The organism is Kribbella sp. CWNU-51 (assembly GCF_054073265.1).
The window spans coordinates 155,127-178,081 of the sequence record NZ_JBSXMZ010000040.1 but is presented as its reverse complement, the minus strand read 5'-3'; the positions used below and the strand labels follow the sequence as shown (position 1 = coordinate 178,081).

At 69.7% G+C, this 22,955-nt stretch carries 19 protein-coding genes; 7 read left to right on the top strand and 12 right to left on the bottom strand.

The window, feature by feature from the left end; all coding sequences use genetic code 11:
* Positions 1-30 precede the first annotated feature (30 nt).
* From ACXC9Q_RS33285 to ACXC9Q_RS33270, 4 genes are read right to left on the bottom strand one after another with little or no spacing between them, the layout of a single operon-like run.
* Positions 31-1,152: an XdhC family protein gene (locus ACXC9Q_RS33285; RefSeq protein ID WP_457060623.1), complete on the bottom strand. Its 1,122-nt coding sequence runs from the start codon at positions 1,150-1,152 to the stop codon at positions 31-33.
* On the bottom strand, positions 1,145-2,236 hold the full coding sequence (locus ACXC9Q_RS33280; RefSeq protein WP_457060622.1) for a vWA domain-containing protein: 1,092 nt from the start codon (positions 2,234-2,236) through the stop codon (positions 1,145-1,147). Before ACXC9Q_RS33280 ends, ACXC9Q_RS33285 begins: the two co-directional genes overlap by 8 nt.
* A gap of 7 nt (positions 2,237-2,243) precedes the next feature.
* Positions 2,244-3,119 carry an AAA family ATPase gene (locus tag ACXC9Q_RS33275; RefSeq protein WP_328521936.1) on the bottom strand — a complete coding sequence of 292 codons (876 nt, stop codon included), beginning with the start codon at positions 3,117-3,119 and terminating at the stop codon, positions 2,244-2,246.
* Between the two features lie 38 nt (positions 3,120-3,157).
* Positions 3,158-3,805, bottom strand: a complete 648-nt coding sequence (locus ACXC9Q_RS33270; RefSeq protein ID WP_457060621.1) for a nucleotidyltransferase family protein — start codon at positions 3,803-3,805, stop codon at positions 3,158-3,160.
* 82 nt (positions 3,806-3,887) lie between these two features.
* Here ACXC9Q_RS33270 and nadA point away from each other — a divergent pair, with 82 nt between their 5' ends.
* Positions 3,888-5,069, top strand: a complete 1,182-nt coding sequence (gene nadA, locus ACXC9Q_RS33265) for a quinolinate synthase NadA (protein ID WP_457060620.1) — start codon at positions 3,888-3,890, stop codon at positions 5,067-5,069.
* Positions 5,070-5,080: 11 nt separating this feature from the next.
* Here the strand turns inward: nadA and ACXC9Q_RS33260 are convergent, their stop codons facing one another.
* Positions 5,081-6,667, bottom strand: coding sequence for a hypothetical protein (locus tag ACXC9Q_RS33260; protein WP_457060619.1), 1,587 nt, complete (start codon positions 6,665-6,667; stop codon positions 5,081-5,083).
* A gap of 88 nt (positions 6,668-6,755) precedes the next feature.
* Here ACXC9Q_RS33260 and ACXC9Q_RS33255 point away from each other — a divergent pair, with 88 nt between their 5' ends.
* The 3 genes from ACXC9Q_RS33255 to ACXC9Q_RS33245 are packed head-to-tail and all read left to right on the top strand — an operon-like array spanning position 6,756 to position 11,255.
* Positions 6,756-8,804 carry a CHAT domain-containing protein gene (locus tag ACXC9Q_RS33255; protein ID WP_457060618.1) on the top strand — a complete coding sequence of 683 codons (2,049 nt, stop codon included), beginning with the start codon at positions 6,756-6,758 and terminating at the stop codon, positions 8,802-8,804.
* Positions 8,804-9,532 (top strand): hypothetical protein, encoded by a 729-nt coding sequence (locus ACXC9Q_RS33250; protein WP_457060617.1) that lies wholly within the window; start codon positions 8,804-8,806, stop codon positions 9,530-9,532. Before ACXC9Q_RS33255 ends, ACXC9Q_RS33250 begins: the two co-directional genes overlap by 1 nt.
* A gap of 1 nt (position 9,533) precedes the next feature.
* Positions 9,534-11,255, top strand: a complete 1,722-nt coding sequence (locus ACXC9Q_RS33245; protein WP_457060616.1) for a CHAT domain-containing protein — start codon at positions 9,534-9,536, stop codon at positions 11,253-11,255.
* A 16-nt stretch (positions 11,256-11,271) separates the two neighbouring features.
* Here the strand turns inward: ACXC9Q_RS33245 and ACXC9Q_RS33240 are convergent, their stop codons facing one another.
* The 5 genes from ACXC9Q_RS33240 to ACXC9Q_RS33220 all read right to left on the bottom strand — a co-directional run bounded on the left by ACXC9Q_RS33240 (position 11,272) and on the right by ACXC9Q_RS33220 (position 15,334).
* On the bottom strand, positions 11,272-12,459 hold the full coding sequence (locus ACXC9Q_RS33240; protein WP_457060615.1) for a glycosyltransferase: 1,188 nt from the start codon (positions 12,457-12,459) through the stop codon (positions 11,272-11,274).
* The gene (locus ACXC9Q_RS33235) at positions 12,459-12,875 is read right to left on the bottom strand and encodes an adenylyltransferase/cytidyltransferase family protein (RefSeq protein ID WP_329475684.1); all 417 of its coding nucleotides are present in this window, start codon (positions 12,873-12,875) and stop codon (positions 12,459-12,461) included. Before ACXC9Q_RS33235 ends, ACXC9Q_RS33240 begins: the two co-directional genes overlap by 1 nt.
* The gene (locus ACXC9Q_RS33230; protein WP_457060614.1) at positions 12,875-13,600 is read right to left on the bottom strand and encodes a CDP-alcohol phosphatidyltransferase family protein; all 726 of its coding nucleotides are present in this window, start codon (positions 13,598-13,600) and stop codon (positions 12,875-12,877) included. The genes ACXC9Q_RS33235 and ACXC9Q_RS33230 overlap by 1 nt, the downstream gene beginning before the upstream one ends.
* A complete protein-coding gene (locus ACXC9Q_RS33225) occupies positions 13,597-14,022 on the bottom strand; it encodes an adenylyltransferase/cytidyltransferase family protein (RefSeq protein WP_457060613.1) in 426 nt (141 codons plus the stop codon). The genes ACXC9Q_RS33230 and ACXC9Q_RS33225 overlap by 4 nt, the downstream gene beginning before the upstream one ends.
* A gap of 100 nt (positions 14,023-14,122) precedes the next feature.
* Positions 14,123-15,334: a glycosyltransferase family 4 protein gene (locus tag ACXC9Q_RS33220; RefSeq protein ID WP_457060694.1), complete on the bottom strand. Its 1,212-nt coding sequence runs from the start codon at positions 15,332-15,334 to the stop codon at positions 14,123-14,125.
* A 79-nt stretch (positions 15,335-15,413) separates the two neighbouring features.
* Here ACXC9Q_RS33220 and ACXC9Q_RS33215 point away from each other — a divergent pair, with 79 nt between their 5' ends.
* Positions 15,414-17,108: a right-handed parallel beta-helix repeat-containing protein gene (locus ACXC9Q_RS33215; protein ID WP_457060612.1), complete on the top strand. Its 1,695-nt coding sequence runs from the start codon at positions 15,414-15,416 to the stop codon at positions 17,106-17,108.
* Positions 17,109-17,241: 133 nt separating this feature from the next.
* The gene (locus ACXC9Q_RS33210; protein ID WP_457060611.1) at positions 17,242-18,834 is read left to right on the top strand and encodes a right-handed parallel beta-helix repeat-containing protein; all 1,593 of its coding nucleotides are present in this window, start codon (positions 17,242-17,244) and stop codon (positions 18,832-18,834) included.
* Here the strand turns inward: ACXC9Q_RS33210 and ACXC9Q_RS33205 are convergent.
* Positions 18,809-20,191 carry a mannitol dehydrogenase family protein gene (locus ACXC9Q_RS33205; RefSeq protein ID WP_457060610.1) on the bottom strand — a complete coding sequence of 461 codons (1,383 nt, stop codon included), beginning with the start codon at positions 20,189-20,191 and terminating at the stop codon, positions 18,809-18,811. The two genes, ACXC9Q_RS33210 and ACXC9Q_RS33205, sit on opposite strands and share 26 nt — an antisense overlap.
* Positions 20,188-21,213, bottom strand: a complete 1,026-nt coding sequence (locus ACXC9Q_RS33200) for a LacI family DNA-binding transcriptional regulator (protein ID WP_457060609.1) — start codon at positions 21,211-21,213, stop codon at positions 20,188-20,190. The genes ACXC9Q_RS33205 and ACXC9Q_RS33200 overlap by 4 nt, the downstream gene beginning before the upstream one ends.
* A 170-nt stretch (positions 21,214-21,383) precedes the next feature.
* On the opposite strand from ACXC9Q_RS33200, the gene uxaC reads away from it, so the two are divergent.
* Positions 21,384-22,790 carry a glucuronate isomerase gene (gene uxaC / locus ACXC9Q_RS33195; RefSeq protein ID WP_457060608.1) on the top strand — a complete coding sequence of 469 codons (1,407 nt, stop codon included), beginning with the start codon at positions 21,384-21,386 and terminating at the stop codon, positions 22,788-22,790.
* Positions 22,791-22,955: the final 165 nt, after the last annotated feature.

Below are 22,955 nucleotides of genomic sequence, written 5' to 3'. Positions count from 1 at the left end.
CCGCTGTGATCTCGACCACAAGAGATCGGATCAGTGGTGGATGCGGCCCGCGCGTCGCGAGAGGCGGTCGCCGGCACCGCCCCAGTGCTGGGCGATGATCTCGGCGGCGATGCTGACGGCGGTCTCTTCCGGCGTGCGGGCGCCGAGGTCGAGGCCGATCGGACTGGCGAGACGATCCAGCTCGGCGTCGGTGAGGCCGGCCTCCCGGAGCCGTTCCAGGCGGTCGTCATGCGTACGGCGGGAGCCCATTGCACCGATGTAAGCGACCTCGGGCAGACGCAGCGCGACCTCCAGCAGCGGTACGTCGAACTTCGGGTCGTGGGTGAGCACACAGATCGCGGTCCGGCCGTCGATCCGGCCCGCCGCGGCCTCGGCGGACAGGTAGCGATGCGGCCAGTCGACGATCACCTCGTCGGCGGACGGGAAGCGCGAAGCGGTCGCGAAAACCGCCCGTGCGTCACAGACCGTCACGCGATAGCCGAGGAACGACCCGAGCCGCGCGACCGCCGCCGCGAAGTCGATCGCCCCGAACACCAGCAACCGCGGCACCGGTGCGTACGACGACACGAACACCCGCATCCCCTCGCCTCGCCGCTGCCCGTCCGGCCCGTACTCCAACGTCTCCGTACGGCCGTTCTCCAGCAGTCCGCGAGCATCGTCGACCACCGCGTCGTCGGCCCGCTCCGACCCGAGACTCCCGGCGACCGCCCGGCCCTCCGGTCTGACCACCAGCCGTCGCCCGACCCGCGCCGGATCCGGATGCGCGACCACGGTCGCCACCGCCACCGGACGCCCGGCGGCGATGTCGCCGGCCACCTCGGCGAGCTCCGGGTACGACGTCCGGTCGACCCGCTCCACGAAGATGTCGATGATCCCGCCGCAGGTGAGGCCCACGGCGAAGGCCGACTCGTCGCTGACGCCGTACCGCTGCAGGACCGGCTCGCCCGAGGCGAGGATCTCCTCACCGAGCTGGTAGACGGCGCCCTCGACACAGCCGCCCGAGACACTGCCGACGGCTTCCAGGCCGGGGCCGACCAGCATCACCGCACCCGGTTGCCGCGGCGCGGAGTCGAACGTCGCGACGACGGTGCCCACGGCAACCGACTCCCCCGCGTCCCACCAGGTCATCAACCGCTCCAGCACGTCACGCATCGGCGACCACCTCCAGAAGATCCGCGAAGCTGGCCAGGCTGTGGCCGGCGACGAGGTCGTCGACGTACGGCAGGACGGCGACGATCCCGGACTGCACCGGCAGATACCCGGGCTTGCCCCGATGCGGATTCAGCCAGACCACGCGATGCGCGAGGCCGGCCAGTTGCTCCAGTTGCGCCCCGAGCAGCGCGGCGTCCCCGCGCTCCCATCCGTCGCTGCAGACCACGACGACGGCACGCCGCGCCATCCCCCGCCGGCCCCAGCGGTCCAGGAACACCTTCAGCACCTCGCCGAGGCGGGTACCACCCGACCAGTCCGGTACGACGTCCCCCGCCGCGCGAAGGGCGAACTCGGCGTCGCGGCGACGCAGCGCCGGGGTCACCCGGGTCAAACGGGTGCCGATGGTGAAGACCTCGACCGAGCGCGGGGCCTGCTGGACCATCGTGTGCGCGAGCCGCAGCAGGCTGTCGGCGTACGGGCGCATCGAGCCGGAGACGTCGACCAGTACGACGATCCGGCGCGGGCGGGTGCCGCGCCGGCGGTACTGGACGCGGGCCGGCTCGCCGACCTGTCGCAGCTGGGCCCGGAGCATCCGCCGCGGGTCGATCTCCCCCCGGTACGACGGGCGTCGCCGCGTCGCACGCCGGACCGGAACTCGCGGCCGGAGCGTCCCGAACAGTCGCGCCAGCTCGGCCCGGTCGCTCGCCGACAGTTCGGCGACATCGCGGTGCCGGAGAACTTCCGTCGTACTCGCGGAGACGTTCACCGTCCGGTCGCTGTCCTCGCCCGCGGCGCCGTCGTCGGCATCGAGTGCGGCCTGCACCGAAGACTGCGGCGTACGGCGGACAACGCCGCCCGACCGCTCCCCGGAGAACCAGGCCGAGAAGACCTCGTCGTACTTGGCCGTATCGTCCGGTCCACTGCAGAGCGCGGCTCGGCCGGACCAGTACACGTCGGCGGTCATGGTCGCATCGAGGGTGGCGACCGCTCGGAGGAAGACGTGGACCCGGTCGGCGGTCACGGCCAGACCCGCGTGCCGCAGGGCCGATGCGAAGCCGGCCAGGGCGACATCCGCTGTGGTCATCTCCGGCTCAGCTCGCCAGCAACCGGTCGAGCGACGCGCGGACGCGGTCGATGTCCTCGCGGTATTTCAGGACCGCGCCGAGGGTCGCGGCCGCGGTCTCTACGTCGAGTATGTCGGTGCCGAGAGCATCGAGCGCGCGAGCCCAGTCGAGGGTCTCGGCGACGCCGGGCGGCTTGAGCAGGTCGAGTTCACGCATCCGCTGCACCGACCGGGCGACCTGTTCGGCCAGCCGGGCGGACACCTCGGGCAGGCGGGTGCGGACGATCTCCACCTCGCGGGCCAGGCCCGGGTGGTCGATCCAGTGGTAGAGGCAACGGCGCTTCAGCGCGTCGTGGACCTCGCGGGTGCGGTTGGAGGTGAGGACGACGATCGGCGGCTCGTCGGCGGTGATCGTGCCGAGCTCGGGGATCGTCACCTCGTGCGTCGAGAGCACCTCGAGCAGGAACGCCTCGAACTCGTCGTCGGCGCGGTCGATCTCGTCCACCAGCAGGACGGCGGGACTCTCGCGGAGCGCCCGCAGGACCGGGCGGGCGAGCAGGAACCGCTCGTCGAACAGGCTCTTCTCCACCTCTTCGACGACCGCATCGGAGCTGGTCGCCTCGACCGTGCGCAGATGCAGGATCTGGCGCGGGAAGTCCCAGTCGTAGAGGGCTTGGGACGCGTCGATGCCTTCGTAGCACTGCAACCGGATCAGCTCGACGCCGAGCGCTTCCGCAAGGGCGGCGGCGAGGGAGGTCTTGCCGGTGCCGGGCTCGCCTTCCAGCAGCAGCGGCCGGTGCAGGGCCAGCGCCAGGTACCCGACCGTGGCCAAGCCCTCGCCGGCGAGATACCCGGTCCCCCGCAGACGCTCGGCAAGCTCACTCGCGGAGCCGACGGGGTTCATCTGCCCAGCATCGCCCCGTCACCCCGGGATGCCAAGGCTCAGCCCGGCCGGTGGCCCTCCGGCAGTTGCCCGACGGTGTCCACGTCCACACCCTCCGCGAGATCCGAACACTCGATCTCCACCACTTCGTGCCGCTTGAGGTACGCGCGGGCGCCCTCGTCCCCCCGTGCCGTCGCGATCACGCCGTCCCAGTGGTCACGTCCGAGCAGCACGGGGTGCCCGGGCTGTCCGCCGTACACGGCCCGTACCAGTGCCGACCGGCTCCCGGCGGCCGCAACCCGCCGGATGACGGCGGCCGTCAGGCCCGGGACGTCGACCGGAACAACGAGGACGGCGTCGATCCCGGCGTCGGTCCCGGCTCCGGTCCCGGCCCTGGACCTGGCTCCGGCCCCGGCCCCGGCCCCGGCTGCGGTTTGCAGGGTCGTCAGGCCGGCGCGGAGTGAAGCACCCATGCCCTCGGCCCAATTGGTTGCCTCGACCACCTCGACCGGCTCACCCGTGAGCTCGGCCCGTACGTGGTCCGCGGCGGCTCCGACCACGACCAGGACCGGCGAGCAACCAGCGCCGTCGAGCAGCCGCGAGGCGCGCACCACCCAGGTGACTCCGTCCGGGTCGTGAACCAGTGCCTTGGGGCTGCCCATCCGGCGGCCGGCTCCGGCGGCGAGCACCATTCCTGCGATCTTCACTCTCGGAGGGTAGCGATTTCACAGTTCGGGCAGTGACGTGTACCACGCGGCGGCGGGGGTGGGGCATGGCACGATGTTTGACGTGACGACAACTGCGGATGGCCCGAAGGCTCTTCCTCTGCTGTTCCTGGGACAGAACACCGACCCGCACTCGGAGCGGGGTGTCGAGTGCCCGGGCGCGTTGCCGCCGGCGTCAGACCCGGATCTGGTCGAGCGGGCGCTGAAGGCGAAGGCGGCGCTGGGTGACCAGGTGTTCGTGCTCGGGCACCACTACCAGCGCGACGAGGTGATCCAGTTCGCGGACGTCACCGGTGACTCGTTCAAGCTGGCCCGGGACGCGGCCAACCGGCCGGACGCGCCGTACATCGTGTTCTGCGGTGTGCACTTCATGGCCGAGTCCGCGGACATCCTCACCAACGACCAGCAAACCGTGATCCTGCCGGACCTGGCGGCCGGCTGCTCGATGGCGGACATGGCCCGGATCCAGCAGGTCGAGGCCGCCTGGGACGCGCTCGCCGACGCCGGGGTCGCGGACGTGACCGTGCCCGTCACCTACATGAACTCCAGCGCCGACATCAAGGCGTTCTGCGGCCGCAACGGCGGCGCGGTGTGTACGTCGAGCAACGCGGACACCGCGCTCGAGTGGGCGTTCGAGCAGGGCGAGAAGGTGTTGTTCCTGCCGGACCAGCATCTCGGCCGCAACACCGCCGTACTGAAGATGGGCATCTCGCTCGACGAGTGCGTGGTCTACGACCCGCACAAGCCGGGTGGCGGCCTGACCCGTGAGCAACTGGCCGCGGCGAAGATGATCCTGTGGCGCGGGCACTGCTCGGTGCACGGGCGGTTCACGGCCGAGTCGGTCGACGACGTACGGGCGCGAGTCCCAGGCGTCAACGTGATCGTGCACCCCGAGTGCCGGCACGACGTCGTGACCAAGGCGGACCTCGTCGGCTCGACGGAGTACATCATCCAGACCCTCGAGACGGCCGAGCCCGGTACGTCGTGGGCCGTCGGCACCGAGCTCAACCTGGTCCAGCGGCTGGCCAAGCAGCACACCGACAAGAACATCGTGTTCCTGGACAAGGCGGTCTGCTACTGCGCCACGATGAACCGGATCGACCTCCCGCACTTCGTCTGGGCGCTGGAGAACCTGGTCGCCGGCCACGTCGTCAACCCGATCAAGGTCGACCCGGACACCGAGAAGTACGCCAGGCTCGCCCTCGACCGCATGCTCGCCCTCCCCGGCAAAACCGCCCGCGACTAGCGTCGTCGGGGTTATCCGAGTGCCTTCAACAGCGCGACGATGCCGACGACGCCGAGGACGATGACCAGCGCGAGGACCACGGCACGGCACAACCACTCGAACCAGAGCAGCGGATCGCGTATCTGGCTGCTGTATTGCGTCAGGGATTCGGGGTCGTTGGCGTACGTCGCTCGTCCGGTGGCCAGGCTCAGGGTGAGCATGTCGGAGCAAAGTTCTTGCCGGCCGGCCACGATCGTCCCCGTGGTGGTGCTGAGCAGCAACCACGACGCGTTTGCCGCGGTGAGGAAGCGGACGATGCCCGACGCGCCGAGGATCGAGCGGCGGGTGACTGTGTCGGCGGACAGGGAATCCAGGTTGACGTAGAGGACATGGCTGATCGGCCGCCGGCCCCCGGCGGCGCCGAGGAGACGCTCGCGACGCGCGGCCGTGAACAACGGAGACTGCCCGCCCTGCGGTGCTTTTACGAGCGCCTCGATCGAGGCGTCGACCTCGGCGAGGTTCTTCACCGCGTCGGCGACCTGGTTCCGGACCAGACCCGCCACCCGCTCGCGCCGCTGCGCTTGAAGCGCAAGCAGATCTCCGGCAGGACGCAGGACTTCGCCGGTCTTCTTCCCCTCCTTGTCGGCAACCGCGGCCGCCCACTCCTGCTCGATCAACGCGATGCGGCGGTTGATCGCAGTCAGCTCGGCCTCTACCGGCGCGAGCTTCGCCTGCAACTTCGACAGGGCCTGCACAAGCCTGTTGCGAGCGCCGACGATCTCGCCGTACTTCGCCAGGCTCGGCGACCCCGGCACGGTGGTGAACAGATCCGCTTCGACCTTGTACCCGGCACGGGCGAGGTGCCCAGCCGCCAGCGTCACCAGCTCTGTCGGCGTCGACGCCACGTTCCCGGCCGTCAGGGCGTAGTCGGTGCGCAGGAGTCCCAGCAGATCGACCGCACCGCCGAGCACGCCATTCGTGCCGACCGGCGTCGCACCTGCTGCCGCGGGCTGGCCTGACGTTGGCGCGCCCGTCTCGGCTTCGCGGCTCCAACCGCCACGATCACCTGGCCTTTCCTCGTCGACCGTCCTCCGCTCTGCCTCCTCGCGCTCGCTCTCTTCCTGCTGGTACTTGTCGATCCCTTTGCCCAGGTCACCCTTCGCGGAGTCGATAGCCTCCTTGAGGCCGCTTACCCGCTGATGAAGCCGGGTGAGAGTCGACACAACCTGCCGTGCGGTCCAGTCACCCTCGAGCAGCGCGCGGTCGTCGACAACCAGCACCGACGTACCTTTCGCCAGCTTCAGTTCACCCTCCAACTGACCGGCGATCAGCTCCGCAATCCGATCGACCATTCGATGCGCTCGCCATGCTCCGATCGCTCCGGCCTTCTCGCCTACGGTCACCTCACCCTTGGGTGCGGACGTCACCGTCGGGAGCATCGACGCCACCGACGGGGTCTTCGCGGCGGCGGTGGCCTGCTCTGCCTTCGCGATGGCTTCGAGGTACCTGGCCTTCTCGGCCTGCAGCTGAAGCTGTTTGCCCTCGGCATCGAGCTCGATTGCGGCTGGTGCGGATGTGTCGTCCGGCAACTGGATCTCCCCCTCCCCGTTTGCGCCCATCACGAGCGCCCTGCGAGTCCCTTGGCACCCATGGTCGCCCTTGACCTCTTGTGAGCGCCAGTTCACACTCGACGCAGGGGGATGGAGCATGTACGTAGAGCCAGCCATGGTCCTGACGGACACGTGGTCGGTCGACGACGTCACGGACGCGCTCAGCGGGCTTGGTGAGCGCGCGCTCGTCGTCGTGCAGTACGCCGATGCCGAGGCACACAAGTACTACGCGCTCGATGTCGGCTCGATCCGGCTCGTGCTCGAGGATGCGGACCCGGAAGACCAGCTGGGTTCGGCGCTCGACCTCGAGTGGCTCCCGGTCAATCGCATCGTCAGCCTGGACGACGTCCTGCACCCGTACGCTGCGCCGGCGCGCCCCGGCGACGTCCTGCTCCGGAACGTCGATGTGCTCGGAGTGCTGCGACTTGGCTCGGAAGAAGCCACCAACCGCGGTGAGTACGCGCCTGAGTCCTCACCGCCGGACGAGGCTGATTCCGAACCGGCGCCCTCGGCCGGAAACACCGGGGCGCCACGGCGCTTCCGGGCGTTCGCGGCCCTGGACGCTCCGGAAGCCGCCGAGGTTGGGGTCCGGTTCCCGCTGACGGTCGGTTTCAGCGATCAACCCACGACCGATGACGAGGACGAACAGCCGATCATCGTGCCCGGCGCCCCCGCCCAGCTGACATTCGTCGTCCAGGTAGCGGGTTTCGGCTTCAGCTTTCCCGACGGCATCAGTCGAAGCCTGACGGTCGATCGCGATGATCCGAACGGGCCGACTGTCGAATTCGCCGTCGTACCGACAGAGGTCCGGCACCGCGCCACCCGGACCTTGGAAGTCTACTTCGAGTACGACGGTGAGCGCTGCGGGCAAGCCTGGCACGACGTTGTCGTGAGCAACCAAGCCGACGACGAGCCGCCGGCTGCGACCTCCGATGAGGCTCCACCGATGAGTGGCGGCACCGGAGTCACGCTGACCGTCGACAGCCTGCCGCCGAGCCTGACGGTCGAGGTCCGCACCGAGCCGGACACCCCGGATCTCGAGTGGATCTTCCACACGCGGGACGGGATACCGCGCCCGGACAAGCCGGTCCGGACCCAACTCGAGCAGCCCTCGGCCCAAGCCTTCGCCGAGATGGTGATGAAAGCCCTGCCCGGCGCCAAAGGCTCCAAGGGGCTACCGAATGCGGTCCGAGGCTTGGGCAAGCTGGTCCTCCATCCGATCCCCGACGAGTTCTGGGCTGCGATCGAGGCAACCTGGCAGAGCGAACCTGAGGGCCAGACGCCGTCGTTGCTGATCATCACCAGTGAGCCGTTCGTCCCCTGGGAACTCGCGTGGGTGGACGCGGATTCCGTCGATCCCGCGCTGTTTCCGGACGGGACCGAAGGCCCCCTGGCCGCGCTCTGGCAGGTCGGACGCTGGGTGCCACCGAAGCGGTCCCGGCGCGGGCCGGACCGGCCGGCCGCGCCGCCGCCGACCAACATCGACGTCGACGCACTGGCCGTCGTGATCGGCGACTTCGCCGCCGACCGGAAGGTACGTGAGCTTCCGTACGCCGTGGCCGAGGGCAAGTCGATCGCCCATGAATACGGCGCCATGCCGCTGACCGTCAGCGACGGCGACGTGGACGACCTGATGAGCGCGAACCTCACACGCAACGACGCACCGTTCACGCCACAGGCCATCCACTTCGCGAGCCACGGCGAGGTCGGTCTGGAACATCAGGAGTACACCGGCGTCATCCTCAGCGAAGGACGCCGGCTCGACATCATCACCGTCGAGGGATCGACGATCGGCGGAGTCAGTGCGCCGTTCGTCTTCCTCAACGCCTGCCAGGTCGGCACCGCCAGTTCCATCCTGTCCAGCTACGGCGGGCTGGCCGGGTCGTTCCTGCGGACCGGATTCCGCGGATTCCTGGCCCCGCTGTGGGATGTCGACGACGACGTTGCGAAGGACATCGCACTGGAGTTCTACGAGTCGACGCTGCGCCGCGGCCTGACCGTCGGCGAGGCACTGCGCCGGATCCGGGCCGGATTCGGCGATGGCTCCAAGGGTACGGCGACCCCGTTGGCGTACGTGTTCTACGGCCACCCCGGGCTCCGGATGACGTGGTCCGGTGCGGCAGCTGGAATCGAAGGAGAAGGCTGATGGGCATGGATCTCACGCCGATGTACAAGGCGCTGTCGAAGGCGTCCGGGCAGTCCTTCTTCGACGCCAATCCCGAGATGGTCCGATCGGACGTCGCCGAGACAGCGCGCGCGGACGCGATCCAAGCCGCTCAGCAGGGGCGGCCCGACATCGCCTTCCTGGCCTCATCGGCGGCGTCGATCATCTACCTGTCGCTCGGCGATCGCGACGGCTCCCTGCGCAATCGGCTCGACGCCTTGCAGGCGTTGTTCATGATCGCCACGTCGGTGCCCGACTATGACAGCGTCCGGCAACAGGCGCTGGAGCTCGACGGCGTGGCGCGGGAGATCTCTTCGACACACACGAGCTTCCGCTCGCTCGTACTCGCGGCCGACTGCTCGTGGTTCAGTGCCGACGCCGCCCCCGCCGACCAGCCCGCGGAAGCTCGAGACCGGCAGCTGACTCGAGCCCTCGGGGATCTGCTCGTGGCGCTGCGCGCGGCCGAACCACTCGTCGACGATCCGGACGAACGTGGCTGGGTCGAACGACTGGCATCCATTCTCGCCATCACCGCCGACGCGGCGATGGCGAACCGGTGGAGCCAGGACGAGGACGAGCTCGACGTCGTACTGCGACAAGTGGCCGGCGCGGCCGACGTACTGCCCCTCGACCTGGCCTTCCGGGACGAGTCCGGCAAGGCTTCGGCGGTCGCGGTGGTGCTCGAACAGCTCGAGAGCAGATACCACTGAGATGGCCGAGACTCGCGCGACCGCCCGGCTGCGGGTCGCGATGGCGCTGGCCGCGGAGAACGGCGACGACACCGCCTGGCTGACGGCCGCACACGCATTGCAGGCCGCGCTCGAACGCGCGGACCCGGACGGAAGCGGGCGGCGCGACCTGTGGAACGGCATCGTCGCCACATCCGATCGGCTCCGCCTCCGCGCTCACAGCCGGGAGGGTCGCCTGTCCGACGCCGGATTGGCCGACGAGTTGATCGGCCCGTTGCTGCGCGATGCCCTCGATGACGACCAGGTCGACGTCGCCACGGTGTTCATGCTCGCTGAGGCGGCTCGATCGAGAGTGCTGCTCGACACGCTGGCCGGCGCGCAGCACGGCGACAGCGGTCACCCCGACGAGGCGGCGTACGCCGCTCGGGTCGTTGCCTTCGCACCCGACCTCGACGACTCCCCGGCCGATCAGGAGCTCATGCTTGTCAGTGCGGTTCGGCACGTCGAGAGCCCCGAGCTGCAGGCCGACCGTGCAGCCGCACTCGCGACATTGGAAAGCCTCTACGCGGACGGGGACCGCGGCTTTCGGGGCGGCATCGGCACGGCGTCGCTGCGCGACATTCAGGACGCGCTCGGACCGACGCAGGTCCTCGTCGAGTACGTCATCCCGTACCACCCCTTGCATCCCGCGCACGATCTCGTGGCACTGGTGGTGACCCGGGACGTCGCCACCGTGATTCCATTGACCGTGCCGTCGTCGCCCGAGGACGAGACGTTCATCGGTAGCATCAGCGTCGACGGGCGACGGCCGATGGACGTCAGCCCGCTGGGCAATCTGACCAGCCGGGCCCGGGCCGCGATCCAGGGCGACAATCCAGCCGCAGCGCACGCGTTCGCGCATCTTCTGCACCGCTTCCTCGTCCAGCCCATCCTCGACACTGGCGCACCGAACGGCCGTACCGACTGGATCATCGTCCCGCACCGGCAGCTGCACCCGTGTCCCTGGATGGCGCTGGTCGACGCCGACGGTCTCCCCTGGCTGGCAACCACGACCGTGACGGTCTGCCCGAGCGCCTCGGTGTGGTTGCACCTGCGCCGATCGCCGCGCGCAGGTCACGCAGCCCTTGCCCTCGGCAACCCTCTGCTCGGGTACGCCGGACTGCCCGCGCTACCGGCCGCCGCCGACGAGGTCGAGCACCTGCACCAGGTCTGGACCGACCGGGGCTGGCCGATCGAGGCGCGGATCGGATCGCAGGCGACGTCCGCCGCCCTCGAAGCAGGCGCCGCGGCGGCGAACGTCGTACACATCGCCACCCACGGCTCGTTCCCGACCGCCGCCGCGGCGGCGAACCACCAGCTCTTCCTCGGCCTGGGTCGCGGCTCGCCCGGATCGATGGACTTGTCCCGGATCCGTGCACTCGACCTCAAGGGAAGCTGGTGTACGACGTTGAGCATCTGCGACGGCGGGATCTACCTCGTCGGTCCCGGCGACGAGTTGCTCGGCATGGCGGCCGCCGTCCTCGAAGCTGGTTCGTCGACGATTGTCGCCGCCCAGTGGAAGGTGGACGACGACGCGTGCCGGCGCCTGATGCGACATGTCGTCGAAGCTCTCGGATCGGCAGGTCCCGCCCAGGCTCTGCGGATCGGGGCGCTGAACCTCGCGGCCGAGGACGCGCCGCCCAGGGAATGGGCAGCCTTCCTGGCCATCGGGGACGGCAGCGGCCCTGCGGAATCGGCGGACTGACGCTCGCCCAGGCCGGTCAGGGGGAGACGCGGGCTGGGGTGTACCAGGTGGCGAGGATGTCGGGCAGGCGGTCGGGGCCCCACCGGTCGACCGGGGTGATGCGGCCGCGGAGGGACGCGAGCCCCTTCGCCAGCTCGCCCACCACGTCGCCTCGCCAGGGTACGGCGACGCCTTCGCCCGGGCCGACGATGACGGCCGGTCCGCCGCGGTCGACGCAGACGACCGGGCACCCGGACGCCAGCGCCTCGGTCACCGCCCAGCCGGCCGCCTCGCGCAGCGCCGGTGCGAGCAGTGCGTCGGCGCGGAACATCGCCGCGAGCACGTCCTCCCGCGGCAGCTGACCGGTGAACTCGACCCGGTCGCGGACCCCGAGCTCGTCGGCCAGCCGCTCCGCGCGCCGCCAGTCCGGCCCGTCGCCGATGATCCGCAGCTCCCAGTTCGCCGCCTCTGGACGCGCCAGTGCGCTGATCCCGAGCAGCACGCCCTTCCACGGGATCAGCCGCCCGACGAACAGCGCGGTCTTGATGCCCGGGGCACCGAACGGCTCGTACGGCCCCGACGCGGTGAACCGCCGGATCGCCACATTCGGCTGCACTGCGATCTCTCGCGCGTACGGGCGGAACGCCTCGGCCACATCCTTGTTCTGGGCAACCATCAGGTCGGCGCTCTGGGCAAGCTTCCGGCCCGTGACGCGACGCCGGAGGCCGGTGAAGGCGCGCCGTACCAGCTCGGCCGTCAGCCCACGCGGACCGAGCCAGTGCGCCATCGACAGCGGTGCCGTGGTCGACCCGCCGACCGGTCCCCAGATCACCTTGGCCGAGGACTGCTCGACCACGCCGGCGGACATCCAGTCGACCGCGAAGGTCAGGTGGTGGATCACGTCGAAGGTGTGCTGCGCGTGCAGCTCCCGCGCAGTACGGCGAGCCAGCCCCTGCCACAGCGGGTAGTACCAGTACACGTCCGACGGCCGGCGCCGCAGCCGCAGGATCCACTTCGGCAGCTCGAGCGGTACGACGGTCAGCCCCGGAACCGGCCGGATCGCCAGCTCCTCGGCGATCTCGTGCGCGAACTTGCCCCGGGTCAGCAGCCACACGTCGTGATCGCGTGCGGCGGCCTTCGCCCAGGCCCAGCCGGCCCCCGGTTCCGAGCCACCCTGCGGCCGGCATGCGTAGGCACTGAGCAGAACCTTCGGCCGGGCCGGCATCAGCTCATCCCCTCCAGGAGCCTGCGCAGATCGGTGCTGGACGTCGAAGCCGTGTACGGGAAGTAGTGCACCCGCGCGCCGACCTCGCCGAGCAGCCTCTCCAGTCTCATCCCCTTCTCGGTGCCCTTCCAGTCATCGCCCTTGAAAAGAACGTCGTACCGGAGCTGTTTCCACATCTCGAACTTGTCGCTGGACCAGTCGCTGACCACCTCGTCGACCAGGCCGAGCGCGCGCACGACGTCCATCCGCTCGTCGTGCGGGACGACCGGCGGGCGACCCTTGATCCGGGCCACCACTTCGTCCTCGACGACGCCGGCGATCAGGTGGTCGCACTGCTCGCGGGCCCGGCGGAGGATGTTTAGGTGGCCGATGTGGAACATATCGTAGACCCCGGGCGCGTAGCCGACGATGCCCATCAGCCGTTCGCCCCCAGCACGGCCATCTCCCGGTACCACTTGGCGAATGCGGCCGCGAGGAAGAGCAGGTTGGCCGCGAGCAGAGCGCCGTACAGGACGATGAACAGCGACGGCGTGCCGAAGGCCAGGAAGACCAGGCACAGGACGCCGTAGTCGGTCGGTGCGATGAGCAACGACTTGAGCACGGAATCGCCACGCTGGTTGGGCTGCTGAGCAGCGCCGTGCCGCCGGCGCAGCTGGTCGATCAGGATCAGCCCGAAGAACAGCACCGACGACATGCAGACATAAGCCAGCGGGACCAGCAGCACCAACTCGTTGCTGAAGGCATCGAAGCGGTAGAACGAGATCAGTACGGCGCTGTGCAGCAAGACGATCTTGATCGAGTCGATCATGTGGTCGAGCCACTCACCGAGCGGCGACCCGCCACCGCGCAACCGGGCCAGCTGTCCGTCCGCGGAATCCAACCCGTACCCGAGCACCAGCAGCGCGGTCACCGCGAGCGCCAGCGGCAATGACGGTCGAACCAGAGCGATCAAGACGATGCCGATCAGGGAACAGAAGCCGGAAGCCAGGCTGACCTGGTTCGGCGTCCGGTGCCCGAGGAAGGCGGCCGCCGCGAACACCCGCCCGATCCGCCGGTTCACGAACCGCGAGTACGCCGGCGTACCCGCCGAAGGCTTCTGCGCCCGGGACAGCTGTCCAACCGTCTCCCGCAACGTGCTCATGCGACGGAACTGCGGGACTGGCGCTGGTCGATGGCGGCGCGCAGGATCGGGCTGCGGGAACCGCGGCCGGCCGGCAGGACGGTGATCAGCGCAGGCGGGATCCCGTCGAGCTCGTCCACCCCGAGCACACCGTCCAGGCGACTGGCGGCGAACACGGTCCGGACCCCTAGTACGCCGGTCAGCCACTCCGGCCGTACGCCGTCCACGACGACCACCTCGTCGACACACCGCAGGTTCTCGAGAATCTGGGCCCGCTCGACCAGCGGGACGAACGGCCTCGCACCCCAGGCGTCCAGCGCCCACTCGTCGGTCAGCACACCCACGACCAGCCGGTCGCAGGCGCGGCGAGCCCGCTCGAGTACGTCGACATGGCCGACGTGGAACAGGTCGAAGACCCCGGCCACACATCCGATCCGCAACAAGCTTCCATCCCCCAGCAAAAGCGCTGCCCCCTGCGACTCTCGGACGGAGCCCTGTGTCGATATGCCCGGTGCGACGCGCCCCCCCACGTCAGCGGTGACTTTATACCGTTCGCGCACGGCTCGCCCAGCGTCCCCGTCGGGTCCGGCCGCTGTCCGCGTGCCGGGCGATCGCATCGGTGTAGATCCTCTCCGTGGCCGCGAGGTCACGCTCCGGGGTGAAGCGATCGAGATAGACCTGTCGGGCTCGTTCGCCGAAGGCTATCGAAGTCTCGGGATCAGCGACCAACCCCATGGCCTTCCGCAGTCCCTCCGGATCGCCGGGCTCGGCCAGCGCCCCGGTCTCGCCGTCGTCGACCAGCTCGGCGAGCGCGCCGAGCCGGGACGCAACCACCGGCACGCCGTGCGCGAACGCCTCCACCACCACGAGTCCGAAGCTTTCATACGAACGCGCCGGTACGACGGCGGCGCGCGCGGACCGGAGCACATCCATGCCGGCCGCCCAAGGTAGCTGACCAAGCACCTGAACAGACTGGTCCCGCCGAGCCCGTTCCTCGGCCTCGGCCCGCAGCGGTCCGTCGCCCACGACGACCAGCTTGCCGAGCGAGGAATCCCAGGCCTGCAGGAGATCCGCGAACCCCTTGTCCTCGACCAGCCGGCCGAGGAACACCACGGCCTCCCCCGCGCCACTGCGCACCGCGCCGGCGTGCGGTACGGCGTGCGGCTTGACCACGAACTGATCCGGGTCGTAGCCGGCGGCGACGTACCGGTCCCGGACGAACTCGGACGGCACGACCAGCGTGGTGACGTATCGCTGCCAGGTGTGCAGCGTGTTGTGGACGCCGATACTCGTGGCCAGCGGCAACGTCTGCACGCGGGACTCGCGATAGCAACCGTGCCGGACGGCGGCCAGCGGAAGCTTGCCCACACAGGACTCGCACGGCCGGCCGTCGCGCTGCAGGACCGCGTTGGCGCACAGCAGCCGGAAGTTGTGCAGCGTCGCCACGACCGGCAGGTCCAGCCGGTGCGCCGCGCGCAGCACCGAGGCGCTGAACAGCGGGAACGTGTTGTGGATGTGCACCACATCGGGCCGCTGCGCCTGCAATAGATGTGTTAAATCGCGTTCCGCCGAAAATGACCAAACGGAGTGGAACGGTAACAGTGCGCGATCTTTTCGGCGCATGGCGGCGATATCGTCGCTGTTCCGGGCGTACAGGTCGATCTCATGTCCTGAGTTACGCAATAAATCAACCGTTTGCGCGACGACGGTGTTCTCGCCACTGGGTTGACCCGTCCGGTAACGGTTGTGCAACATGGCGACCCGCATGGCACTACCTTAAGTCTCGCGGTGGCTACACCTGGTTCACGGGGTAATGCAACGCCCGGAGGGTGCATTGAGGAAGTTGTGGTTCGCAGCGCTTATCGCGGCTGCGCTCGCCGTCGTTACCGTGGCGCTCCCCGTCATCGCCAACGAGAACAACGCGACAACCGCGGCCAAGTCACGCGCCGCCGACTCGGCGGCCTCCCGCGTCCTCCCCTCGCACCGCGTCCCCAAGACGCCCGGCGCACCGGCGAGCAAGCCACCGAAGGCGACCCGGACGGCCGGTCCTTCGACGAAGCAGAGCACGACCCGGCCGACCGCCAAGAAGCCGGAAACGACGACCCCCACTCCCCCGGTCCCGACGGTCCCCACCGTGGACTCCGACGAGGCAGGTCCGGCCGTCGCTGGTCCGTGCAGCGGTGTGGTGATCAAGCCGAGCGACGACGCCCAGTCGATCATCAACGCCAAGCCCGCGGGTACGACGTTCTGCTTCGCCGCCGGAGTGCACCGGATCGCGCAGACCCTTCGTCCCAAGGCGGACCAGGTGCTGGCGAGCGCGGACCGCGCCGTCCTCAGCGGGTCCGTGCCGCTGACCGGATGGGCCAAGTCCGGCGCGAACTGGGTGGTGCGTGGAGCGCTACCCGCGGCGTACGGGATGAGCGGGCAGTGTGAGGACAACAAGGCGAACGTCTGCTACCTGCGGGAGCAGGTCTTCGTCGACGGTACGCACCTGACCCGGGTCGCGAGCGCCTCCGCGGTCTCCGACGGCAGTTTCTACGCCGACTACGCGGCGAACGCGATCTACGTCGGCAGCAACCCGGCCGGGCATGCGGTGGAGATGTCGAAGACCGCGACCGCGATCGAGTCGGGCGCGAGCGGCGTGGTCGTGCGCGGCCTCACCATCGAGCACTTCGCCAGCGCACCCCAGGCTGGCGCCCTGGTGTCCGGGCCCGGCTGGAAGGTGACCGCCAACGATGTCCGCTGGAACCACGCCGTCGGCGTGATGCTGGTCAAGGCCAACAACACGAAGGTGGACAAGAACCTGATCCACCACAACGGCCAGCTCGGCCTGGGCCAGTACAGCTCGGCCGCGGCGTCCGTGACCCGCAACGTGATCAGCTCCAACAACACCGACGGCTTCTGGATCGCCGACTGGGAGTCCGGCGGGATCAAGTCGACCCGGTCCTCCGGCACCGTCAGCGGGAACGTAATCAAGGCCAACCTGGGCATCGGGATGTGGGCCGACGTCGCCGACGACGGCCGGGTGATCAGCTCCAACCAGATCGTCGGGAACGCCGCCGACGGGATCCGCTTCGAGATCAGCCGCAACGGCACGATCGAGAACAACACGGTCAGCGGCAACGGGTTCGGCACCGGCCGCGGCTCGGGTACGTCGCTGTGGGACGGCGGCGGGATCAACATCAACACCTCGTCCGGCGTGACCGTCAGCGGCAACAAGGTGTCCGGCAACGTCAACGGCATCACGATCCAGTCCCGTACCCGCGGCACCGGGCCGTGGGGCACGTACCTGCTGCGCGACATCCGCGTCAGCGGGAACACGATCGAGATGACCAGCGGCACCCAGGCGACCGGCATGGTGCAGAACTCCGGCTCCCCGATCCCGGCCGGCGAAGTCGTTTTCAGCGGCAACAAGTACGTGCTGGACGCGCTCGGCGCGCAGCGGTTCGCGATGGCCGGCACCAAGCTGACCGCGGCCGGCTGGCGCGACGCCGGGCTGGACACGGTCGGCAGCTTCCTCGCGAACTGATCGCTTGCCGACCGCAACATATTTGTGCGCTACGTATTGCCACGACTACCTGAGGTAGTAGTAGTCTGCGAAGCGAAGCCGCGCCATGGGGGGTGCGCTCAGGGCTCACCTGTGCCACCGGAGGCTCCGCTCTATGAAGACAGCTACCGCAGTTCTCGCGATCGTTGCAGCAGGCACCTTTGCCGCCGCCGTCACCGCCCTGCCGGCACACGGCGTGCCGGCCGACGACCCGATCGACCTGATCCCCGGACTGCTGCCCGATGATCAGTCCGCCACTCCCCCGCCGGCCGACGGCACCTTCGTCACCGGGCCGTCGCAGGCGCCGGCCTGCACCGGTGTCACGATCACGCCCGCCCAGGACGCCGCGACGATCGTCGACGACGCCCCGACGGGTACGACGTTCTGCTTCACGGCCGGCCTGCACCGGCTCACCGAGACGATCCACCCGAAGGCGAACCAGGTGCTCGCCAGCGACCGGGGCGCCGTACTCACGGGATCGGTCCGGCTGACCAAGTGGTCGGCGAACAACGGCGACTGGGTGACCACGGGAGCCTTGCCCCCGGCGTACGCGCAGACGGGGCAGTGCGAGGACAACAAGGCGAACGTCTGCTACCTGGCCGAGCAGCTCTTCCTGGACAGCAAGCACCTGACCCGAGTGGCAACGCGCGACAAGGTTGCTCCCGGCACCTTCTACGCCGACTACGCGGCGAACGCGATCTACCTCGGCAGCAACCCGGCCGGGCACGCGGTGGAGATGTCGAAGACGCCGACCGCGATCGAGTCCAGCGCGACCGGCGTCACGGTGCGCGGGCTGACGATCGAACACTTCGCCACGCCACCGCAGGGTGGTGCGGTGGTGCTCGGGCTGGGCTGGAAGGTGATCGCCAACGACATCCGCTGGAACCACGCGGTCGGCGCGATGCTGGTGAACGCCGACAACGCCGTCCTCGAGCGGAACCACATCCACTCCAACGGCCAGCTCGGCGTCGGCCAGTACAGCACGAAGTCCGCGTCGATCTCGGCCAACGAGGTCAGCTACAACAACACCGACGGCTTCTGGATCGCGGACTGGGAGTCGGGCGGGATCAAGACCACCTGGTCCAGCGGCGGCTGGGTGAGCGGCAACCTGATCCAGTACAACCGCGGCGTCGGGCTGTGGAGCGACGCGTACGACGACGGCCGCACCTTCGCCGGCAACCAGATCGTCGACAACGCGGCGGACGGGATCCGCTACGAGATCGGCCGGAACGGCGTGATCGAGGACAACGCGATCACGGGCAACGGCTTCGGCACCGGCCGCGGCTCGGGGACGTCGCTGTGGGACGGCGGCGGGATCAACATCAACACGTCGTCGAACGTGCAGGTCCGCGACAACGTGGTCGCCAACAACGTGAACGGCATCTCGATCCAGTCCCGCACCCGCGGCTCCGGCCCGTGGGGACAGAACCGGCTCCGCGACATCGTTGTCTCCGGCAACCAGGTGACGATGCGCGGCGGCACCACCGCGACCGGCATGGTGCAGAACTCCGGCGCCGCCATCCCGGCCGGCGAGGTCACGCTGAACGGGAATACCTACATCCTCGACAGCCTGACCGCTGAGCGGTTCCAGAAGGCCGGCCAGTGGTACACCGCCCAGCAGTGGCGCCAGACCGGCCAGGACACCACGAGCGCCTTCAGGATCGGGCAGGCGATCCTGGACGCTACGGGCGTGCTGACAGTGCGCTGACGTGCTCGACCAGCAGCTCGCGGAACACAGCTGAGTCGCGCAGGTCGGGTGTGAAGATCGAGTCCACGCCCAGCAACGCATCGACCACGGCGGCCGGCTCGCTCACCCCCGCGATCGCGGCCTTGAGCCGGTCCGCCTGCGGGTCGTCCAGGGCCGGAGTCTTCAGCACGTAGACCATCCAGGCCGCGACGGCGAGCGAGATCACCCGCGGCTCGGCTCCCGCCGCCAGCCGATCGCGGACCGTGCCGAGCATCCGGACCGGCAGTTTCACCGAGCCGTCCATCGCGACCTGCGTGGTCCGATGCTTCAACGCCGGGTTGGCGAACCGCTCCAGCACGCTCGCGCCGTACTCGGCCAGGTCGAGGCCGTCGGGCGGGGTGAGGGTCGGTACGACGTCCTCGGTCATCAGCGCGCGGGCCAGCGTGGACAACTCTTCGTCCTGGACCGCCTCCGCGATGGTCGCGTATCCGCGCAACGCGCCGAGGTAGGCGAGCATCGAGTGGGTGGCGTTGAGCATCCGCAGCTTCGCCTGCTCCCACGGCGCGACGTCCGCCGTCAGCACCGCGCCGCCCCGCTCCCACGCGGGTCGGTCGCCGGCGAAGTCGTCCTCGATCACCCACTGCAGGAACGGCTCCGCCACCACCACAGCCTCGTCGCGTACGCCGAGCAGCCGGGCAGCCTCATTCCGGTCGGCCTCGGTCGTCGCGGGCACGATCCGGTCCACCATGCTGGCCGGGAACCGGGTCGCCTCGAAGACGTCGGGAACCTTGCCGAGAGCCTCGAAGTAGTCCGTCACCAGCTTCCGCAGGAAGGGGCCGTTCGCAACCAGGTTGTCGCAGGACACGATGGTCAGTGGCTCCGCCCGCCGCGCCAGTCCGGCCGCGAGCTGACCGACCACGGTCCGCGGTGGCCGGCCGGTCAGGTCCGCCTGGATCTCCGGATCGGTCAGGTCGAGCCCGGCACCGGCGGCGCGATAGCCCTTCTCGGTCACCGTCAGCGTCACCACGGACACCGCCGGATCCGCGATCCGGGCGACCACCGCCTCCGGGTCCTCCGGTGCGGTCAGGACCTCGCGGATGCTCCCGATCACCTGCACCGACGGATCACCGAGTCCGCGCTCCAGAACGGCGTACAGGCCGTCCTGGGGTGCGAGCTGGTCCCGGACCGTCGCGGAGCGCTGGCTGATACCGGCGATCCCCCACCGCGTCTCACCGCTGACGACCGCGGCCCGCTCGGTGACCACGGCCTGGTGGGCGCGATGGAACGCGCCGAGTCCGAGGTGGACGATGCCGACCGACAACGCGCGCGGGTCGACCTCGGGGCGGACCGGGAGGTTGGTGAGACTGAGCCTGCTCAAGCTACGACGCCTTTCGCTCTGGTTCGTCCTGGGCGGTGGATGGGGGCGGGGCCGGTGGAGTCGCGGACGACGAGGTCGCCGTGCAGGGTGCCACGGGTGTCGACGGAGCCGTCCGGGTCGTCGAGCAGGGTCAGCAGGAGCTCGACCGCGATCCGGCCGGCCTCCTGTTTCGGCAGCCGGACCGTGGTCAAAGCCGGCCGGGCCATCCGAGACATCGCGATGTCGTCGACGCCGACCACACTCAGATCGCCGGGCACCGAGATGCCCCGGGCGTGCAAGCGGGCCAGCAATCCGATCGCGACCAGGTCGTTGTAGGTGATGACCGCGGTGGCTCCCGTGGCGACGACCTGATCGGCCGCGGCGATGCCACCTTCGTACGTCGGTGCGAAGTTGCCGACCGGGGTCAGTGTGGCGCCGTGTTCCTCGACCGCGTTGCGCAGGCCGAGACCGCGATGCTGGGTCGACCAGGACTTGACCGGTCCACCGACCCAGGCGATTCGTCGATGGCCGAGCGCGACCAGATGGGCGACGGCCTGGCGCATGCCTTCCTCGTTGTCGTACGTGATGCCGGGGATGCCCTCGGCCGCGCGGTTGACCAGGACGACGTTGGTGTCCTGGGCGATCGCGGACAGGTCGGCGTCACTTGCCCGGGGCGAGCAGAGGACCACTCCGTCGACCTGTTTGGACAGCGCGCGGACGAGGCCGACCTCGGCCACCGCGTCCTCGTCGGTGTCCGCGACGAAGACGGCGACGTCGGACCGGCGGGCGCGGGCTTGCACGCCCTTGGTCAGGCTGGCGAAGAACGGGTTGGCGAGATCGGGCACGACCAGGCCGATCGTGCCGGTCCGGCCGGTGATCAGACCGCGGGCGGCGCGGTTCGGCAGATAGCCGAGCTGCTCGACCGCGGCGGCCACCCGGCCCCGGGTGGCGGCGTTGACCATCCCCGGCATCGAGATCGCCCGGGACACGGTGGACGCCGACACACCCGCAAGCCGCGCCACATCCCGGATCGTCGGCGGCATGGTCACCTCCTCGGGCCTGAGTCTGCAATCGGTTGCAGTGCTGTGTCAAGCGCTCGCCGCGGGCCGACGTTTCGGCTATTCATTCGCCTTGTGGACAAGTACTTGTGCGGACATGAGAGCACTGCAATCCTTTGCAGAGTTCGTTGCAGCCCCTGTGAACCGGAGGACCCATGCCGAAGGCCCTGCAGCCTCATCCGGACCGCGCCCTGCCCGCCGGCGAGGCCCGTGCCGTCGCCCGCCGGATCCACGCGTCGACGAAGGACTTGCCGCTGCTGTGCCTGCACGGGCACGTCGACATCAGCCTGTTCGCGACCGACGCGCCGTTCGGCGACCCGGCCGGACTGCTGGTCGTGCCGGACCACTACGTCACCCGGATGCTGATCTCCCAAGGCATCTCCCCCGACCGCCTCGGACTTCCGCGCCGCGACGGCCGGACGACCGCCGGTCCGCGCGAGATCTGGCGGGAGTTCTGCGCGAACTGGAACCTGTTCCTCGGGACCCCGAGCCGGTACTGGCTGGAGCACGAGTTCGCCGAGGTCCTCGGCGTGACCACGCATCCGTCGGCCGAGACCGCGGACGAGCTGTACGACCAGATCTCCGCGCGGCTCGCCGAGCCGGAGTTCCGGCCCCGGGCGCTGCTCGACCGGTTCGGGATCGAGCTGATCTCCACCACGGACGCCGCGACGGACGACCTCGCCCAGCACGCGAAGCTGGCGGCGGACCTGCCCGGCCGGGTGATCCCGACCTTCCGGCCGGATGCCGTCGTCCATCTGGATCGGCCCGGCTGGCCCGGCCTGGCGGAACAGCTGGGCGCGCTGGCCGAGGTCGACACCTCGACGTACGACGGTTACCTGCAGGCGATCCGGCAGCGGCGGCAGGCCTTTGTCGCGGCGGGTGCGCGGGCGACGGACCACGGGCATCTGAGTGCGGCCGCCGTACCACTGTCCGATGGGGAGGCGGCGCGGATCTATGCGAGTGCGTTGAAGAGCGGCGTGTCGGCCGATGACGCGGCGGCGTTCGCTGGGCACATGCTGTACCAGTCGGCGGTGATGTCGGCCGAGGACGGCCTGGTGATGCAGTTGCATCCGGGCGTCCTGCGGGATCACGATCCGGCGATCCATGCGACGTACGGGCCGGACCAGGGGCACGACATCCCAGTGGCGGCGGAGTTCACCCGGTCGCTGCGGCCGTTGCTCGAGCGGTTCGGGCACGCTGCCGGCTTCCGGATCGTGCTGTTCACGGTGGACGAGACGGTGTACTCGCGGGAGCTCGCGCCGCTGGCCGGCGTGTATCCGGCGGTGCGGCTCGGCGCACCGTGGTGGTTCCTCGACAGCCCCGACGGGATGCGTCGCTTCCGCGAACTGGTCACCGAGACCGCCGGCTTCTACAACACCTCCGGCTTCGTCGACGACACCCGTGCCTTCCTCTCGATCCCGGCCCGGCACGACCTGGCCCGGCGGATCGACGCCGGCTACCTGGCCAACCTGGTCGTGCAGCACCGCCTCGACGAGGACGACGCACTGCAGGTCGCGCAGGACCTCGCCTACAACCTCGCCCACGACACCTACCTCGGCTGACGCGCACACCGCGGCACCTGCGAGTGTGCTTGCGGGGCTGGGACACCTCCTGGGTGCCGCGGACAAGCAGTAACGGATCTTCTGCTCGATGTGTGGGTGGTGGCCGGCCTGCCGTGTCGAGGTCGGTGGGCGGACCTGGATCGGGTGAGCTGAGAAGGCCCGCGG

Coding starts and splice junctions, on each gene's coding strand:
- ACXC9Q_RS33285 (WP_457060623.1), bottom strand. CDS start 1,152: ATGCGTGACGTGCTGGAGCGGTTGATGACCTGGTGGGACGCGGGGGAG.
- ACXC9Q_RS33280 (WP_457060622.1), bottom strand. CDS start 2,236: ATGACCACAGCGGATGTCGCCCTGGCCGGCTTCGCATCGGCCCTGCGG.
- ACXC9Q_RS33275 (WP_328521936.1), bottom strand. CDS start 3,119: ATGAACCCCGTCGGCTCCGCGAGTGAGCTTGCCGAGCGTCTGCGGGGG.
- ACXC9Q_RS33260 (WP_457060619.1), bottom strand. CDS start 6,667: ATGGGCGCAAACGGGGAGGGGGAGATCCAGTTGCCGGACGACACATCC.
- ACXC9Q_RS33255 (WP_457060618.1), top strand. CDS start 6,756: ATGTACGTAGAGCCAGCCATGGTCCTGACGGACACGTGGTCGGTCGAC.
- ACXC9Q_RS33250 (WP_457060617.1), top strand. CDS start 8,804: ATGGGCATGGATCTCACGCCGATGTACAAGGCGCTGTCGAAGGCGTCC.
- ACXC9Q_RS33245 (WP_457060616.1), top strand. CDS start 9,534: ATGGCCGAGACTCGCGCGACCGCCCGGCTGCGGGTCGCGATGGCGCTG.
- ACXC9Q_RS33240 (WP_457060615.1), bottom strand. CDS start 12,459: ATGCCGGCCCGGCCGAAGGTTCTGCTCAGTGCCTACGCATGCCGGCCG.
- ACXC9Q_RS33235 (WP_329475684.1), bottom strand. CDS start 12,875: ATGGGCATCGTCGGCTACGCGCCCGGGGTCTACGATATGTTCCACATC.
- ACXC9Q_RS33230 (WP_457060614.1), bottom strand. CDS start 13,600: ATGAGCACGTTGCGGGAGACGGTTGGACAGCTGTCCCGGGCGCAGAAG.
- ACXC9Q_RS33220 (WP_457060694.1), bottom strand. CDS start 15,334: ATGTTGCACAACCGTTACCGGACGGGTCAACCCAGTGGCGAGAACACC.
- ACXC9Q_RS33210 (WP_457060611.1), top strand. CDS start 17,242: ATGAAGACAGCTACCGCAGTTCTCGCGATCGTTGCAGCAGGCACCTTT.
- ACXC9Q_RS33200 (WP_457060609.1), bottom strand. CDS start 21,213: ATGCCGCCGACGATCCGGGATGTGGCGCGGCTTGCGGGTGTGTCGGCG.
- uxaC (WP_457060608.1), top strand. CDS start 21,384: ATGCCGAAGGCCCTGCAGCCTCATCCGGACCGCGCCCTGCCCGCCGGC.